General features: G+C 30.4%; 15 protein-coding genes. 9 read left to right on the top strand and 6 right to left on the bottom strand.

What is annotated here, in order from left to right:
- Nucleotides 1–23: 23 nt before the first annotated feature.
- Together rfaE2 and V9L05_RS20865 are read right to left on the bottom strand one after the other, a co-directional pair.
- Nucleotides 24–512, bottom strand: coding sequence for a D-glycero-beta-D-manno-heptose 1-phosphate adenylyltransferase (gene rfaE2, locus V9L05_RS20870; RefSeq protein ID WP_338813789.1), 489 nt, complete (start codon nt 510–512; stop codon nt 24–26).
- Nucleotides 513–621: 109 nt separating this feature from the next.
- Nucleotides 622–1,137, bottom strand: coding sequence for a hypothetical protein (locus V9L05_RS20865; protein ID WP_338791587.1), 516 nt, complete (start codon nt 1,135–1,137; stop codon nt 622–624).
- 297 nt (nt 1,138–1,434) lie between these two features.
- On the opposite strand from V9L05_RS20865, the gene V9L05_RS20860 reads away from it, so the two are divergent.
- A complete protein-coding gene (locus V9L05_RS20860; RefSeq protein WP_338813788.1) occupies nt 1,435–2,073 on the top strand; it encodes a trimeric intracellular cation channel family protein in 639 nt (212 codons plus the stop codon).
- A 119-nt stretch (nt 2,074–2,192) separates the two neighbouring features.
- On the opposite strand, the gene V9L05_RS20855 is transcribed toward V9L05_RS20860, so the two are convergent.
- Nucleotides 2,193–3,269, bottom strand: coding sequence for an isopentenyl-diphosphate delta-isomerase (locus tag V9L05_RS20855; protein WP_338813787.1), 1,077 nt, complete (start codon nt 3,267–3,269; stop codon nt 2,193–2,195).
- Nucleotides 3,270–3,671: 402 nt separating this feature from the next.
- On the opposite strand from V9L05_RS20855, the gene V9L05_RS20850 reads away from it, so the two are divergent.
- On the top strand, nt 3,672–4,694 hold the full coding sequence (locus V9L05_RS20850) for an NAD(P)H-dependent glycerol-3-phosphate dehydrogenase (RefSeq protein WP_338813786.1): 1,023 nt from the start codon (nt 3,672–3,674) through the stop codon (nt 4,692–4,694).
- Nucleotides 4,695–4,915: 221 nt separating this feature from the next.
- Nucleotides 4,916–5,515 carry a hypothetical protein gene (locus tag V9L05_RS20845; protein ID WP_338813785.1) on the top strand — a complete coding sequence of 200 codons (600 nt, stop codon included), beginning with the start codon at nt 4,916–4,918 and terminating at the stop codon, nt 5,513–5,515.
- A 147-nt stretch (nt 5,516–5,662) separates the two neighbouring features.
- Here V9L05_RS20845 and V9L05_RS20840 read toward each other — a convergent pair whose 3' ends face one another.
- On the bottom strand, nt 5,663–7,210 hold the full coding sequence (locus V9L05_RS20840; RefSeq protein ID WP_338813784.1) for a hypothetical protein: 1,548 nt from the start codon (nt 7,208–7,210) through the stop codon (nt 5,663–5,665).
- Nucleotides 7,211–7,579: 369 nt separating this feature from the next.
- Nucleotides 7,580–8,536: a zinc ABC transporter substrate-binding protein gene (locus V9L05_RS20835; protein WP_338813783.1), complete on the bottom strand. Its 957-nt coding sequence runs from the start codon at nt 8,534–8,536 to the stop codon at nt 7,580–7,582.
- Nucleotides 8,537–8,773: 237 nt separating this feature from the next.
- Here V9L05_RS20835 and V9L05_RS20830 point away from each other — a divergent pair, with 237 nt between their 5' ends.
- The 4 genes from V9L05_RS20830 (at nt 8,774) to V9L05_RS20815 (ending at nt 13,851) form a co-directional block, all read left to right on the top strand.
- Nucleotides 8,774–9,637: a glycerophosphodiester phosphodiesterase family protein gene (locus V9L05_RS20830; RefSeq protein WP_338813782.1), complete on the top strand. Its 864-nt coding sequence runs from the start codon at nt 8,774–8,776 to the stop codon at nt 9,635–9,637.
- 124 nt (nt 9,638–9,761) lie between these two features.
- Nucleotides 9,762–10,934, top strand: a complete 1,173-nt coding sequence (locus V9L05_RS20825; protein ID WP_338813781.1) for a FecR family protein — start codon at nt 9,762–9,764, stop codon at nt 10,932–10,934.
- Nucleotides 10,935–11,010: 76 nt separating this feature from the next.
- Nucleotides 11,011–12,822 carry a FecR domain-containing protein gene (locus V9L05_RS20820; RefSeq protein ID WP_338813780.1) on the top strand — a complete coding sequence of 604 codons (1,812 nt, stop codon included), beginning with the start codon at nt 11,011–11,013 and terminating at the stop codon, nt 12,820–12,822.
- 24 nt (nt 12,823–12,846) lie between these two features.
- A complete protein-coding gene (locus tag V9L05_RS20815; RefSeq protein ID WP_338813779.1) occupies nt 12,847–13,851 on the top strand; it encodes an ADP-ribosylglycohydrolase family protein in 1,005 nt (334 codons plus the stop codon).
- Between the two features lie 395 nt (nt 13,852–14,246).
- On the opposite strand, the gene V9L05_RS20810 is transcribed toward V9L05_RS20815, so the two are convergent.
- Nucleotides 14,247–14,891 carry a HupE/UreJ family protein gene (locus V9L05_RS20810; protein WP_338813778.1) on the bottom strand — a complete coding sequence of 215 codons (645 nt, stop codon included), beginning with the start codon at nt 14,889–14,891 and terminating at the stop codon, nt 14,247–14,249.
- A 200-nt stretch (nt 14,892–15,091) separates the two neighbouring features.
- Here V9L05_RS20810 and elbB point away from each other — a divergent pair, with 200 nt between their 5' ends.
- Nucleotides 15,092–15,790 carry an isoprenoid biosynthesis glyoxalase ElbB gene (gene elbB, locus V9L05_RS20805; protein ID WP_338813777.1) on the top strand — a complete coding sequence of 233 codons (699 nt, stop codon included), beginning with the start codon at nt 15,092–15,094 and terminating at the stop codon, nt 15,788–15,790.
- A 186-nt stretch (nt 15,791–15,976) separates the two neighbouring features.
- Entirely contained in the window at nt 15,977–16,555 is a 579-nt protein-coding gene (locus tag V9L05_RS20800; RefSeq protein ID WP_338791599.1) for a DUF4178 domain-containing protein, read from the top strand.
- Nucleotides 16,556–16,580 lie beyond the last annotated feature (25 nt).

Below are 16,580 nucleotides of genomic sequence, written 5' to 3'. Positions count from 1 at the left end.
AATCTCAAGTTCACGTTAGAGTATTATCCTTTCAAAATTTTATCAATAATTTTTGTTGTAGAATATCCTTCTACAAGTTCTATTGTTTTGACTTCTCCTCCATTTTTCAAAACTACATCAGCCCCAACAATATTTTCTATTGTATAATCATTGCCTTTTACCAAAATATTAGGCTTAAGAGCTGTAATAATTTCTAAAGGTGTCGGTTCTCCAAACAAAATAACAGCATCAACAAAACTGAGGGCAGCCAAAAGTCGCATTCTTGCATATTCATCATTAATAGGACGTTCTTTTCCTTTATTTAAAGTTTTGACTGAAGCATCTGTATTTACTCCAATAACCAGCTTTTTACCTAATGCAGCCGATTTTTCTAAATAGTCAATATGACCTAAGTGTAAAATATCAAAACAACCGTTTGTAAAGACTACATTTTGATTATTAAATTTCCATATCTCAACCTTTTTTTGAAGATTTTCGATAGAAGTATAAATTTTACTAGAAGTTGGTTTCATTTTCACTAAGGTTATTTTATATATAGTTTCAAAATTTATCTAAATCTAAAAAAAAATAGACAAGAAACTGTAAAATAGTTGCTTGCCTACTAGAAAAAAATAGATTTTATTACTCTTTATCTTTAAAAACTCTCAAAAAATGAACTTTTCCATCATTATAGCCTTCAAATTTTATTAAAACAGAATCCTCTTCAATCCCTTTTATCATTCCTTGTCGAAAACGAATTCCATCACCAAATAAAGCCCAAACTCTATCATTTTTCTGAATATCTACAGTATCTAATTTCATAAGTTCGACAAAATCCCTTGAATCTGTGTCATTATCCATATATCTTAAATTGGTCTTTCCACCATCAAAAGCTACAATTTGAGCTAAATACCAACTATCTGTTCCTTGATTAACAGCAACATATTCGCCTTCATAAAAACCGTTTAACGTATCAATAATAGGATTATCTATACCATCAACGATTTCAGTTTCCTCAGGTGTAACAACAACTCTGCTTAATGTATCTTTTTCATTTTCTGCAAAGGAGGCATCTTTTGTGGGACTACAAGAGCTAAAAATTACGAAGAAAGAAAATAAAAATAACAAAAGTGATTTTTTGAAAAAATGTGTCATCATAAAAAATAATAAGTGTTAATAAAGGTATTTTAATACTATACTATTTTGATAGATAAATTGTTGGATTTAATTTAAAATTTCTTCTTAAATAGGCAAGTTTACAACTTGTCAGGTTAGATAATATTATTTTCTAATTGTGTCTAAAAACATGTTTTACTTTTTGGAGAGAAGTTATATTTGAGATAATTTTGCTCTCATTAATAAATACTGAAACAGTATATCTTACTATTTTAAATAACAAAGCTGTGGTAGGTCTCATATCCTAAACATAGCTGTAAAACAGAGTAAAAGCAATAAATGGAAAATATTTCACAAACTGATTTCACTATACTATTAGATCTTTTTGGCACATTTGCCTTTGCAATTAGTGGTATTAGATTGGCATCAGGAAAACAAATGGACTGGTTTGGAGCATACATTATTGGACTGGTAACTGCAATTGGGGGAGGAACGTTGAGAGACCTGCTGCTTGATATAACTCCCTTTTGGATATTGGATGCAAAATATTTTCTCACCACAGCAATTGCACTTATTGCCACACTATTATTTAAAGATAAATTATTCAAATGGGGCAGTGCTTTATTCATGTTTGATACGATTGGACTTGGCTTGTTTACTATAGTTGGTATAACCAAAAGCATTGATGCAGGACTTCCTATTTGGGTGTGTATTGTCATGGGAAGCATCACTGGTTCTGTAGGTGGTATTATTAGAGACATACTGCTAAATGAAGTCCCTTTGTTATTTCGTAAAGATATTTATGCGCTTTCTTGCATTGCTGGAGGTGGAGTGTATTTCATTTGCGACTATTTTAACCTACTAACTGGAGTAACAGAAATAATAGCTGCTTTGACAGTGATTATTGTCCGATTGATAGTTGTAAAATTTCATATTCACTTGCCACAGTTACAGCCATTAGATACTAAAAAAGAATAGGAAAATTATTTTCTAAGTTTCATTTTTCCATAGAAGTTGTTTAAGAATGGATTTTGTGGATATGTTTGTTGGTGTCGCTACGCTAAAACACCAACAAACACATAATTTATCTAACTAGTTTATCTAATTCTCAAAAATTGTTTTGCTACTTTTAACCCGTTTAACTGTCCTTCTGTATAGGCTTGCAATTCTTCATAACTTCCTCTAGCGTGCTTCAAAAATCCTGATGCTTGTCCATAAATTGCATCAAAATTTATTTTCTCTGTCAGATAATATCCATCCAAAAATGTTTTTACTCCTCCAGAAATAATAATTTGATTACATCTTATAGATTTACTAGTATATTTCACTTTGCCTTTCAGATTATTATCATAATCAGACTTAATTTCATTACAAAAACCAACCATTTCTTCTGCGCTGTGTCCGATATGAGCAAGAGGTTCGAAAAGACTTTGTGAAAGCTGACTACTTCGTTTGAGTTCTAAAAGAGCAAAATTTGTTCCTCCACTAGCTGCAAAATCTACGGCTGCAAGAGGTAAGTTTAATAATTCTTCTAAGCTCTCTTTTCCAAATCCTTGTCCTACTTCTTTTACAATAATTGGATAATTTGCAGTCTGTAACAATTTTTTAATTGTTTCTAAAGGAGCTTTTTCAAATCTATCACCTTCTGGTTGTAGCCATTCTTGTAAAGGATTTATATGAATAATTAGTCCATCAGCTTGTAGTTTTTTTAAAAGCTCATCTATTTTTGGAGTTTGTTTGGTTTCAATGAGTTTTTCTAGTTGAGCAACTCCAAGATTTGCATACAAAGGTTGGTCACCTATAAACTTTCTAACATCAAAATCGGGCAAACAGTCATCATCAGTAAGCAAGGCTCTACATGACCCCAAACCCATTCCAAGTTTATATTCTCCACATACTTTCGCCAAGTTCTGATTAATTATTTTTGCCCATTCTGTTCCTCCTGTCATACTAGAAACCCACAAAGGCGCATTCATTTGTTTTCCTAAAAACTCAAAACTTTCTGTTTCTATTTTTGGATGTGCTGCCAAAATAGGTTCATAATAAAAACGATTATCTAATTGATTTTCGAAAACTTGTGCATCAAATGCAAGTTCGATATGGTCTTGTTTACGAGAAGCTGCAGTAGCATCAGAATCAGTATAATTTCTTGAGGCGTTAGATAAGTTTTCCAAGTGAATTTATTTGGTTGTGGAATCGCTCATAAATAAATAAACGATATAATTAATAAAGGTTATCACGGTTATTTTTGTATACCCGTCTTCCAAACTGTTGAATTTGATAAAATACTGTTTTTGATGTTCAGACTGGAAGTCTGAACTACTTTAATACAAACCGTGATAAGGTTTAATTTAATGACAAAAATACTAAATCTTAGTTTCTGATAAACCTTATGTTCTCAAAATTGTTAGAAATGAAAAGAGAAGAATTTTGCATTTTCATCATTTTATCAAAAAATCATTTTAATTCATTTTGTAGAATAGCAAAAAACCACGTACTTTACCATTTGGAATAAGAAATTGACTTTCTTATTTCATTCTTATTTTATTCTATTTTTTCTACTAAAATAAATTACTTTGGCAGCTTTTGGTTTTTCAGATAGTGGTGCGCCTGTTCGTATTGGCGTATTAGGTGGAGGCAGTTGGGCGACTGCAATAGTAAAAATGCTCTCCGAAAATAATGTTCGTATAAATTGGTGGATGCGTTCGAAAGACGATATTGATTTTATTCGTAAAAATCACAGAAACCCACGTTATTTGAGTTCGGCTTTACTTAATATAGATAAAATTACTCCTCTGAATGATGTAAAAGCTGTGATTGCAGATTCAAAATACATTGTTTTGGCTGTTCCTTCTGCTTTTATTACTGATGTTTTTGAAAAACTAGACCCCACTATTTTTAAAGATAAAGTTATTGTCTCGGCTATCAAAGGAATGATTTTGGAGGAAAATGTATTGGTAACAGAATATGTTCAAAAAGTATTTAATGTTCCTGCTGACAAACTACTTACTATTGCAGGTCCTTGTCACGCTGAAGAAGTAGCACAAGAAAGACAAGCCTACCTCACTATTGGAGGAGATGAAGACGAAGGGGATAAATTCGCAAAACTTCTGAGAGGACATTATATAAAATGTCGTACAAATCCAGATTTGAATGGCATACAGTATTGTGCAGTCATCAAAAATGTTGTGGCTGTGGCATGTGGAATGGCTCGTGGTCTGAATTATGGAGATAATTTTCAAGCTGTTTTGGTTTCAAATGCTGTACAAGAAGCAAAACGTTTTTTGGATAAAGCCTATCCTTTGAAAGAAAGAGATGTTAATGCTTCTGCATACTTAGGCGATTTACTGGTAACTTCTTACTCTCAATTTAGTAGAAACCGTACCTTTGGAAATATGATAGGACGTGGTTATACTGTAAAATCTGCTCAAATTGAAATGGGAATGGTAGCCGAAGGATATTATGCTGTAAAAGGTTTGTATGATGTTACCAAGAAACATAAAGTAGATATGCCAATTATTAAAGCTGTTTACAATACACTTTATGAAAAAATTTCGCCTGCAATTGAGTTTAGGATTTTAAAAGATTCTTTACAGTAGATTTAGATTAGTTCACTGTTTAAATTTTGTGTGTTCAACTCCTCAGAGTTGAACGAAACGCTTCTGAGGAAGCGTTTCGTTCGTTTTTGAAAACAGTGTCCTCAGCAAAGCTAAATCGAACGCACAAAATACACAGTAAAAAATAGTCTAAAAATTTTGTTACAAGGTACTAGTATAAACCAGTCGTAATCCGTAATTTTTAATTCGTAATTGAATAGTATATGTTTAAAATAACAAAAGAAACTCCTCCTTATTTTCCCAAAAAAGCTAAAAATATGCCTTTTTGGGAATGTTTTTTTGAAAAAAATTTAAAAGACCTTTTTAAGAATCAACCTATTTTAGATTCTATTTATCTTCATAAAGAAGCATTTGAAGTTATCAAAAATCATATTGGATTTGGAAACGATACAGAAGATAACCAAGTAGAACAAGGAGGTTTGCTCTTTGGGGAAGTCATAGAATATGAAAGTGAACAAGTTAATAAAGAAAAACCTAAACTTATAGGAATTGTCAATCATGCAATTGCTGCCAAAACGGCTGAGGGTTCGATGCGTCATTTACACTTTAATCATTCTACTTGGCATTCCCTTTTAGAAGAACAAGAAAAGATAGATGATAAAGAATCTAAAAAACAACTTATTGGTTGGTATCATACACATCCAAAACACTTACAAGTCTATTTTTCTCATATTGATAAAGAAAATCATCTTACTTTTTTTGAAAAGGATTGGCATTTTGGATTGGTACTCAACCCACAACGAGAAGAAATAAAATGTTTCTTAGGGAATGAGTTTGAAGAAGTGTGGTGTATTGTAGAGTAAAGTAGGAATTGTGTCAGAGCATATAAATGGAATTTTAAAACAGTAATTTTGACTAGAAACTCAATTTATTTTTTGCACCTTTCAAAACACTATTACATTAATAGCTGGTATTTTTTTTGTATAATTGACAAAAAATAAAAATGCATACTATAATTTTATAATGCAAAATCTATTTCCAGATATAGAATCTGTATAACTTTCTATTACAAAACTCTCTAATTTAGAAGATATTTTTTGTCCTTTTTGTATGAGTAGATGTTTTATATTATACTTTTTAAAAAAGGCTATTTGAGCTTCTGTCATATCATCTTGAAAAGTATAATTATTTTCTTTAACAAACTTGTAAAATATATTTACACTAAAATTCTTTTCATTTTCATTTTCTGTAAGTTTAGCATTTGACATCCTAATTAACCCTACATTATCCAAGTAAATAACTTCTTGCCCTAACCCATTGAACGAAACAAAATGAAAAGCAATGTCTAAACTATAAAATGCAGCTACTGGAGTCAGCTTTTTACTAGGTATTTTGTCAGTAATAAATGATATATATTCAGCAGAATAAAATTTATCAAGATTTAGTTTTTGTTCAAAGAATTTGTAATTGTAATAAAAATTTATAATAATTAAACTTATTACAAACACAATAGCAATATACATCTTTCTATATAAATTACTTATTAGCCAAATCAAAAAAGCAAAACTAAACCCATATACAGGAAGATTTATTAATTGTATAGAATTCATATCAAAAGAATAAAAAATTGCTATAAACGACGAAGTCACTACTATGCCTGCAAAAAAAATAATTAGAAAAATAGTTGATTTATCCATTATAATTCTTTTTCTGATTAGAAGGAAAAAGATTAAAACAAAAGCAGGAAATAAAAAGTAACTTGGTCTTAGAATCAAGTAGATAATTATATTTTTTAGAGTAAATCTTTGTAAAATTTGTGTAGTTCCAATTTGCGAAGTATTCTCTATATATCCATCAATAGGTTGCTTGAATATATATAAAAATATTGCATATAATAAAGGAAAAAGAGCAACTATATATATAAATTTATTATTAATAAATTTAAAATATAAATTAAATAGAAGTAAAAAATATAAAGCTCCAAAAATAGCTGGAGTTGCTGTAAAAGAAACAATGCTTAGAAATAAAATATAAAAAATAAACAAAGAATAATCTTTCTTTTTAAATGAAGAAAAGGAGGCTAAACCAAACAAAGCAAATGGAAATAACTTTACACTAATTGGAATATAACCTACAGAAGTAAATACATGTTGATAACCAGACCAAAAAAAGTATTCATAAAAAGGTAAATATATTTGTCCTACAAATAGAAGAGCTACTGCAATGAATACATGGCTTATCTTAATAGATTTACTATTTTCTAATATACTTAGAATTCCATAAAGTATAATGCTTATAAAAATAGTTGGTACATAAACTAAAAAATTTAAGAGAACTGGTAAATCATTAATTTTACTTATCAAAACAGGTAACCAAAGCTCAAAATAGTGATAAGGTGTAATGCCATTATAGTCTTTATCTAAAATATTTGCCCATTCTGATATATTTTCTTGCCCCTGTGTTAGATTAATGATAATTTGTTTGTAAAAAATATAATCTAAAAAGACATTTTGCGTATAGTTGCCTTCCATATCATATCCTTTAAATACGGATAGCAAATAAGCTACTATTACAAAGAAAGGTAAAACATACAATTTAGAAAAATAGAAAGAAATAGCCGCTGTTTTATTCCTATTTACAAATACAATATATCCAAAAAGTAGCAACGAGAGTACTAAAGTCGTTATGAAATTAGTAAATATACAAGCTGTAACAATTACACTAAAAGATAAACCAAAAATCAAATGGCTGAAAATAATATAATAAGGGAAATCTTCTTTTTGAGCTATTTTTGTAAAGAAATTTAGTACATACCCAATACTATAAAATGCTAATAAAAACCCGAATAAAGTAAGTATGTTTTGCAAATGATTCATAAAAGGTCTTTTTAGATAAAATAAGAATATATTTTGTGATTGTGTATAATATCAATTCAAAGCCTCTACCATCTTATTAGCATTAAACTCTATCATTCCGATATAGCTTTCTTCTGCTGTTCCAGTAGCTCCCATAGCATCAGAAAAAAGAGTTCCACCAATTTTGACTTGAGCACCTTTATTTTTTGCACCTTCCAAAACGGCATTAATTGCTTGTGGAGAAATAGAACTTTCTACAAAAATGGCTTTTATTTTTCGTTCTACAATAAAATTAACCAGATTATTCATATCTGAAATACCTGCTTCTGAAGCTGTCGAAATTCCTTGTAATGCCTGTACTTCCATTTCGTATTCCTTTCCAAAATAATAAAAAGCATCATGTGAAGTAATCAAGACACGTTGATTTTGTGGAATTTCTAAAATTTGAGCTTTTACTTTTTTATCTAAATCTTCTAATTTTCGAGCATAAATTTGAGCTTGCTTTTCAAAATAAGCTGCATTTGAAGGTTGCTTTTCAGATAATGCTTTTACAACCGAAGGAATTGTTTGTTTCCAAAGTGCTACACTCATCCAAATATGAGGGTCGTGTGTATTTTGTCCTACTTCTCTCAAAACAGATTCATCAATTGCATCTCCCAAGGCTGTAACTGACTTTTGAGAAGCAAAATTTTCTAAAATCTCTGCCATTTTTCCTTCTAAATGCAATCCATTATAAAAAATCATATCTGCTTCTGTCAATCGGCTAACGTCATTTTGAGTGGCTTTGTAAAGATGTGGATCAACTCCCACACCCATAAGAGCTTCTACCTGTGCAGAATCGCCTACAATGTTTTTTACCAAATCAGCAATCATTCCTGTTGTACAAACAATTTCTAGTTTTTTTGAGCTGTTTTGAACTTCATTAGAAGTCTGTTCTGATTTTTTTTCTATGCAACTACTCAAAGAAAAAGTAAGTAAAATAAAAAACAGAGAAAATAATTTTGAAGAAATAGCTTTAAAAGAAGTCATAAATTTTAATAGATTATTTATTTGATAAATCAAATCACTACCTTTAAATTTTGTAGTTGCTTGATTTATCAGCGAGATGATTTACAAAAGTAAAAAAAATAGAATCCAAAACTATTAAATTATTATTTTTACTTCAAAATTTCTCTTTACTTCGTATTACAGACTTTATTAGTCCATACATAAACATAACTATTTTCAAACAGACTAGGAAGTCTGTTATACTTTAATTCTAGATTTATGAAAAATGAATCATCAAAAACTACTTTTCAAGGACATAGGGGAGCTAGAGGTTTAGCACCCGAAAATACCATCCCTTCTTTCAAAAAAGCATTAGAACATGGCGTTCAAGGATTAGAATTTGATATTGTACTGACAGGGGAAAATCAGTTTTTGGTATCTCATGAACCTTATTTTTCTCATGAATTTTGCTCAAAACCCAATGGAGCAGCTATTTTAAAAAAAGAAATTCTACATCATAATATTTATAGAATGGATTACGAAACTATAAAAAAATACGATTGTGGAAATCGGGGACATTCTCGTTATCCAGAACAGCAACCTCTACCAGCCATAAAACCTCTCTTAAAATCTTTTTTTGAAGAAATTGAAAAATACGTTTTAGAAAAAAGAATAAAAAAGCCTTTCTACACTTTGGAAATAAAATCTGATTTTGCGTGGTATGGTTTTATGCAGCCTTTACCGTCTGAAATGGTTACTTTATTTATTGAAGAAATTACGAATTATCCATTTTATGATAAAATAAAAGATAGACTATTGATAGAATCTTTTGATGTAAATATTTTGAATGAACTTCATAAACAAACTCAAAATACAGAAACAAAATTTGAAATCGGTTTTTTAGTAGAAAATAAACTTTCGATTGAAGAGAATTTAAACAAATTAGATTTTATGCCATCCGTTTATGTTCCTTATTACAGATTACTGACAAAGAAAAAAATAGAGGAATTACATCAAAGAGGACTAAAAGTTTTTACGTGGACAGTAAATGACACCGAAACTATGCAAAAACTCAAAAACTGGGGTGTAGACAGTATTATTACAGATTTTCCAAATCGAATACCAACATTAGTAACTGCCTAATTTAATTAGTTTAGGAATTAAAATCTTTTTTTTCAAAATAAATAGGGGTAAACTATTTTTTATGCGTCATACGTTTAGACACTACGTAATGGTATAAAAAATAAACTTCTTTTCAATCAAAAATATGAGCAAGAGCAATCATGAAATAAAACTTACCGACCAGCAAATAGAATATATTGCAAGGTACATTTCGAAAGAACCTAGCGAACTAAGCGAAATACAAAAAATACAAGTAGAAAAATGGCGTAAAGAAATTCCTTTTTTTGAAAAAGAATTTCAAAACTATTCTCGGTTATGGGAAGAAAGTAATCGTTTTGGACAAAAAATAAGTAAAGATTTTTCTCCTAATGTAGAAAAAGGTTGGCAAAAGCTGAGTAATCAAATAAAAGAATATGAAGCCAATAAAACAATTGAAGCACAAAAAACAAAATGGGTCAAACCTGCGCCTGCTTCTCAAACTACAACAAAATCTATTTCTATTTGGAAAGAGGTTTCGAAAATTGCAGCCGTTTTGATTCTTGGTTTGGGATTAGGGTGGTGGATTAATTCTATTCAAAATAATTCTAATTCTCTAGCAAGTTCAAATCAAATTATTGTTCATCAGCATTCAGACACACCTTTGGTTTTGCCTGATGGTTCTAAAATTTGGCTTAATAAAAATGCAACTGTTTCTTATAGTAATGATTTTGGAACATTTGAAACGACTCAAAAACGAAATCTAAAACTAGAAGGAGAAGCCTTTTTTGATATTGCTAGAGATGAAAAACATCCTTTTATGATTGACATAGAAGGAAAAGCAGAAGTTGAAGTTTTGGGAACATCTTTTAATATCAATCCTTCTAATGAAAAAATTGAGGTTACAGTAGCTTCTGGAAAAGTCAGTTTTAAAAATAATAGTGTTTTTAAAAATGACAATACAGATAGTTCAGAACAAACTTCTATTTTACTTACAAAAGGCGAAAAAGGAATTTTGTATGAGAAAACTAAAAACCATCCAGATTCTTTACCAACTTTAGTGCGTTTTGAGAGAAATGACGATGTAAATTATTTAGCTTGGCTCAATCATCGTTTGGTTTTTGAAAACATGCAAATGCAGGAAGTGGTAAATAAAGTAGAAAATTATTACAATATTCGTTTGAAATTGGAAAATCCAAGTTTGAAAGAATGTCGTTTTACAGGAACTTTTGACCAAACACCTTTAAATGATGTTTTGGAAACATTGTCTTTTGGTGCAAATCTTCAAATCAAAAAATCAGATTCTACTACTTATTTACTTTCGGGCTCTGGTTGTAGATAGTTTTAGATAAAATATATACTAGACCTTAAGTTAAGAGTCTAAAATTTAAAATACTCACTTATCAATCATCAAAACAATGAAAAACTATTTCTTTTTCATACTTAGCTTCCTTTGCCTTTATTTTAGTGGTTCTGAAAACTCAATCTTTGCTCAAACTAATTCAAAAATTCTTTTAGAGCAACCTGTTACATTATTTGCCCAACATGAAACTTTGGAAAGTGTTCTTTCTGATTTATCAAAAAAATATAATGTTCGTTTTTCGTATAGTAATTCTCGCCTTCCACTTCAAAGAAAAATTAGTCTCAATGTTGTAAATATTCCACTCAAAGAAGTTTTAACACAGATTTTTGAGCCTTTAAATGATGAGAATACACAAATTCAGTTTCGTTTGATTAATGGACAAATTGTAATTCAGGCAAAGTCAAATTTAGCAGAAACGGATATAAAAAAAGAAGAGTTAGAAAAAGATAAGAAGCCTCAAATTGCATCACTTCCAAAAGACCCTTTAGTAATTGATAAAAAAGATAAAACATCCAAAACAGCTAGTGTTTCGACAAACAAAGACAAAGTTGATAAAGATGGAGTAGAATTAATTGAAAAAAATGCTATTCTTGATAGTTTAGAAAAAATTAAAACAGATTCTCTCAAAAATATAGCAGACAAAGAAAGTTTAGAAAATCAATTACTAGACAGCACTCAAATAGAAAATATAAATTCTCTTTCTAGTAAAGAAAACAAAGGTTCAGAACTTGCAAAAAATGATTCTCTTCTAAGTGCTTTTCTTGATTCTACTGCTTTACAAATTACCTTAGTTTATCCTTTGGGAACAAACGGAGCTAAAAGTCCTTATAAAAACAATCGTTTTTCTCTCAATCTTTTAGCTGGCTATAATGGTTCGGTAACAGGTTTTGAGGTAGGAGGTTTTGCAAATATTCTCAAAAAAGATATAAAGGGTTTTCAAGTGGGAGGTTTTGCGAATATTGTCGGAGGAAAAGCCACAGGGTTTCAAAGTGCAGGTTTTGCCAATATTGCGAAGGATAGCGTTTTGGCTTTTCAAGCAGCAGGTTTTATGAACATTAATGGAAATTATACGAAAGGTTTTCAGGGTGCAGGATTTATGAATGTTGTCAATGGAGATTTTACTGGTTTTCAGGGTGCAGGTTTTGCAAATATTGTAAATGGCAATGTAAAAGGTGTTCAAGCTACAGGTTCTATGAATATTGTTAAGGGAAATGTAGAAGGTGCACAAATTTCAGCAGGTATAAATATTGCAAAAAATGTCAAAGGTGTTCAGATTGCAATTATCAATAGAGCAGATACTGTGAGAGGTTCACAAATTGGAATCATAAATATTGCAGATAGTGTAACAGGTGTACCAATTGGACTCATTAATTTTGTGAAAAATGGCTACCGTTCATTTGATGTAAGTGCAAGTGAAGGATTTCATACAGCTCTTTCTTATAATATTGGCGTAAATAAATTCTATCAAATCGTTTCAGCAGGCATTCAAACGAGTAATAAAATGCGTTGGGGATTAGGGGTTGGCTTGGGAACTCGTTTTCCAATTACTAAAAATCAAAAAACTCATGCAGGTTTTGAGCTGATGGCATATCATATCAATGAAGAAAATTGGACAAATGAACTAAATCTTTTAGGTCAATTAAAATTCAAAATTCATCATCAAATCAGCAGACAAGTAGGTATTTTTATTGCTCCTACTCTCAATGTTACCGTTTCTCAAATTTATAATTCTGAAACTAATACGTATGGGACTAATTTTGCACCTTATTCTTTTATAGAAGATACCACTACTATATCTAATTCATTAAACAATACGACTACAAACACTAAAATTTGGGGTGGTGGGTTTATTGGAATTTCGTTTTAATAAAAATTGATTTATATTGGATGTATGAAACAAAAAATAAAAGATGCTTTTTTCGGTTTTGCTATTGGCGATGCTCTGGGTGTACCTGTGGAATTTCGAAGTAGAGAAGATATTGCTAGAAATCCAGTAACAGATATGCGAGAATTTGGAACGCATCATCAACCAAAAGGAACATGGTCTGATGATAGTTCAATGGCATTTTGTTTGGCTGAAAGTTTGGCAACTCCCAAAAACTCAAATAAAAAGGCAATTTATGATGTAAATGATATTGCAAATAATTTTGTAAAATGGAAATATGAGAGTTTTTGGACTCCTCACGGAAGAGTTTTTGATATTGGAATTGCTACAACAGATGCTATAAAAAGACTGAAAAAAGGAGAAAATCCACTTTTAACTGGAGGAATGGACGAATATTCGAATGGAAATGGTTCTTTGATGCGAATTTTACCACTCATTTTTTATAAAGGTTATTTTTTTGAAGACTCTATAAAAAAGCGTTTTGAACTGGTTTCAGAAGTTTCTTCGATTACACACATGCATTTTCGCTCTGTTTTTTCATGTTTTATCTATACTGAATTTGCTAAGATTTTATTGGAACAGATTCAAAAAAATGAAAAACAAGATAAGTTTGTAGCCTATCAAAAACTACAAATTTTACTAAATGATTTTGCAACAGAATTTAATTTTAACAAAACTGAAATTGCCTTTTTTGATAGAATTCTGAAAAATGACATAACTACTTTTGAAGAAGAAACTATCAAATCTTCTGGCTATGTTTTACATACTTTGGAAGCTAGTTTCTGGTGTTTTTTAAAATATGGCTCTTATTCTGAAAGCGTTTTGAAATCTGTAAATCTAGGAGAAGACACTGACACAACAGGCTGTGTAACAGGTGGAATTGCAGGACTTTTTTATGGAATGAACACAGAAAATTACACAAAAGGAATTCCAAACGAATGGCTAGAAGTAATTGTGAAGAAGGAAGAAATTAATGATTTGTGTGAAAGGTTATATGATTTGAATTTCTGATTTGCCTATATTTTTTTTTAGAAAAAAACTAAGGGTAGGGTGTTCAGAATTAGTTTGTTTTTTTCCTACAGTTTTGTAATTATGATTTTCAAAAATGTAGTGTATTTTAGCTGCGTAGCTGCGTTATATTTGTAGTAGATTAAAATTGAATTTCCGTATTTAGAGTTGCGTAGCTGCGAAATGTTGAAATTTTACAGTTTTCAAACATCAAACAACAATATTACGCAGCTACGCAGCTTTTTGAACTTGATATTTTTTCGTTTCTACCCATATTTCGCAGCTACGCAGCTAAATTTCAAAATGATTTAAAATAATCATTTTTTGTAGGATTTTTTTGAAATTCAACTAACCGTTGTTGGTGTCCCCACCAACGACAAATACCTCCATTAAAATTTTTACTCAAAAAGTGCCAATGTCTGCATCACAAAAAGGTGCAAAGCAAAAATTAAAACAATAGCTGAGAGAACAACTTTCCAACGGTTCTTAGTAAAATCAAGATATTTCATCATTACAAAACCAACAACTAAGCCTATCATAACCACAAAAATTTGAGCTATTTCTAGTCCAATATTAAATCCTAAAAGAGGCGAAAATAAAGAATCAGGTAGCATCTGACGCAAGTAATTAGCAAAACCCAAACCGTGTATCAATCCAAAAAGTAACGCAATGCTATAACGACCAACCATTGTAGAAGACATGATTTTTTGTTCGTTATTTGACAAATCTAAAATATCTGAATCTATATTTTTTGGTTTGTCTTTAGTTTTAGTGAAAAAATTTAAGACACAAACAATAATAATTGTCAGAGGAATAAGCCATTCAATCACAGAGCTAGGAATAGGAGAAATATCAGAAACTGTCAAAAGAAGAGTAACCGAATGTCCAACTGTAAAAGCTGTAACAAGCAAAAAAACTTTTCTCCATTCTGAAAAAGTATAAATGGCACTTAATGCCAAAATAAAAAGTAAATGGTCGTAGCCCTCAGGAAATTGAAGAATATGCTCAATTCCCATTCCCATAAAAGTAAAAAATTCGTTCATAGTTAGTTGATGAATAAATAGCTTTATAAATTAATTTTCACTACAAACTTATTACTTTTTTCGACATAAGTTTTGATTTTCAATTTATTTATAAAATGATAACTGTTCAAATCAATTTATATTTTCTAATCTAACTTGATTTGTCTATTTTTGAAATATTATTTTAAGAAGATTTCTCACAGACTAAAACAATAATAATTATGAAAATAGGTGTTTTATTATCAGGCGCAGGTGTTTATGATGGCGCAGAAATTCAAGAATCAGTTTTGATTTTATTAGCTTTAGACCAAGCAGATGTATCTTATTTCTGTATCGCTCCAAACATTGAACAACATCATGTTATCAATCATCTGACGGGCAATGAGATGAATGAGAAAAGAAATGTTCTTACCGAATCTGCACGCATTGCAAGAGGAAAGATAAAAGATTTGGCAGAGATAAGTGCAGAAGATATGGACGGACTTGTAATGCCAGGAGGATTTGGAGTAGCTAAAAACTTTACAAAATGGGCATTTGAGGGCGCAAACGGAGAGATAAATAGCGATGTAAAGCGACTAGTAAATGAGATGATAAAGCAACATAAACCTATTGCAGCCGTTTGTATGTCACCTACTACAGTTGCCAAAGCATTAGAAGGAAGTGGAATAGAAGCAACTTTGACTGTCGGAACAACAAATAAAAAATCGCCTTATCAAATTGCAGACATTAATGAAGAAATGAAAAAAACAGGGGCAAATCCTGTCATGTGTACAGTAACAGAAGTAGTTTCAGATGATGTAAATAATATTGTTTCCTCACCTTGTTATATGATGGAAGCAAGTATAAGTCAGGTAAATGAAGGCATACAAAAAACAATTGCCAAATTAGTTGAAATGGTTGCTTTACAGAGAGAAAGTTAAATTTAAAACAAAAAATGTAAAATGAGTTTGACATTAATTAATGATAAAAATTATTTACCTTAACAAAATCAGTTCAGTTTACGTTTTAATAAAACTAAATTCATTAATTTTAGAGCTTGACTTAAAACTATCTAAAAATAGAAGTAGTCACAAAGAAATTTTTCCAACTATACAATCACTAACTATATGGCTTTCGGATTTTTTAAAAAGAAGAAAAAAGAAGAAGATAATGCTCCTCATTACGACCCAAATCATATTCGAATTATAGATATTCGTGTGGGTTTTTTCTTAGAATATGATGCAAAAACATGGGAAGTAGCCGAAGAATATGAGTATGACTGGGGCGATAATGAATTTTCATATTCCTATTTATTACGCAGCTCTAATGATGAAATTTATTTGAGTTTGGAAAACGATGGCGAATTAGAAATTGCAGTAACAAATAAAATTCGTCTAATGAAATTAGGCGAAGATTTGGATGACCAGATTGCAGAAAACGAACGCCCTCCCAAAACAATCACTTATGAAGGTGTAAAATATTATCGTGATAATGAAAGCCCTGGATATTATAGAAACACAGCCACAACAGAGCGTGAAAAATCTGTTGAAATGATTACGTGGGATTATTACGATGACGATGAAGAGAAAGCTCTTTTTATAGAACAATTTGGCGAGCGAGACTTTGAAGCCTACATTGGAGAATATGTAGAAGAATATGAATTTTCTAATATCATTCCTTCTAGTGAGCCTCCTGCCATTCTATAATTTCAAAATAATTCAAACTAACATT

Source organism: Bernardetia sp. Wsw4-3y2, assembly GCF_037126295.1.
In the GTDB taxonomy this organism is placed as follows: domain Bacteria; phylum Bacteroidota; class Bacteroidia; order Cytophagales; family Bernardetiaceae; genus Bernardetia.
The sequence above is the reverse complement of the archived record's forward strand: the minus strand, read 5'-3'. Positions and strand labels throughout refer to the sequence as shown.

Bases quoted from the DNA above. Each gene is read 5' to 3' on its own strand.
- rfaE2 (WP_338813789.1), bottom strand. From the start codon at position 512: ATGAAACCAACTTCTAGTAAAATTTATACTTCTATCGAAAATCTTCAA.
- V9L05_RS20865 (WP_338791587.1), bottom strand. From the start codon at position 1,137: ATGATGACACATTTTTTCAAAAAATCACTTTTGTTATTTTTATTTTCT.
- V9L05_RS20860 (WP_338813788.1), top strand. From the start codon at position 1,435: ATGGAAAATATTTCACAAACTGATTTCACTATACTATTAGATCTTTTT.
- V9L05_RS20845 (WP_338813785.1), top strand. From the start codon at position 4,916: ATGTTTAAAATAACAAAAGAAACTCCTCCTTATTTTCCCAAAAAAGCT.
- V9L05_RS20835 (WP_338813783.1), bottom strand. From the start codon at position 8,536: ATGACTTCTTTTAAAGCTATTTCTTCAAAATTATTTTCTCTGTTTTTT.
- V9L05_RS20830 (WP_338813782.1), top strand. From the start codon at position 8,774: ATGAAAAATGAATCATCAAAAACTACTTTTCAAGGACATAGGGGAGCT.
- V9L05_RS20825 (WP_338813781.1), top strand. From the start codon at position 9,762: ATGAGCAAGAGCAATCATGAAATAAAACTTACCGACCAGCAAATAGAA.
- V9L05_RS20820 (WP_338813780.1), top strand. From the start codon at position 11,011: ATGAAAAACTATTTCTTTTTCATACTTAGCTTCCTTTGCCTTTATTTT.
- V9L05_RS20815 (WP_338813779.1), top strand. From the start codon at position 12,847: ATGAAACAAAAAATAAAAGATGCTTTTTTCGGTTTTGCTATTGGCGAT.
- V9L05_RS20810 (WP_338813778.1), bottom strand. From the start codon at position 14,891: ATGAACGAATTTTTTACTTTTATGGGAATGGGAATTGAGCATATTCTT.
- elbB (WP_338813777.1), top strand. From the start codon at position 15,092: ATGAAAATAGGTGTTTTATTATCAGGCGCAGGTGTTTATGATGGCGCA.
- V9L05_RS20800 (WP_338791599.1), top strand. From the start codon at position 15,977: ATGGCTTTCGGATTTTTTAAAAAGAAGAAAAAAGAAGAAGATAATGCT.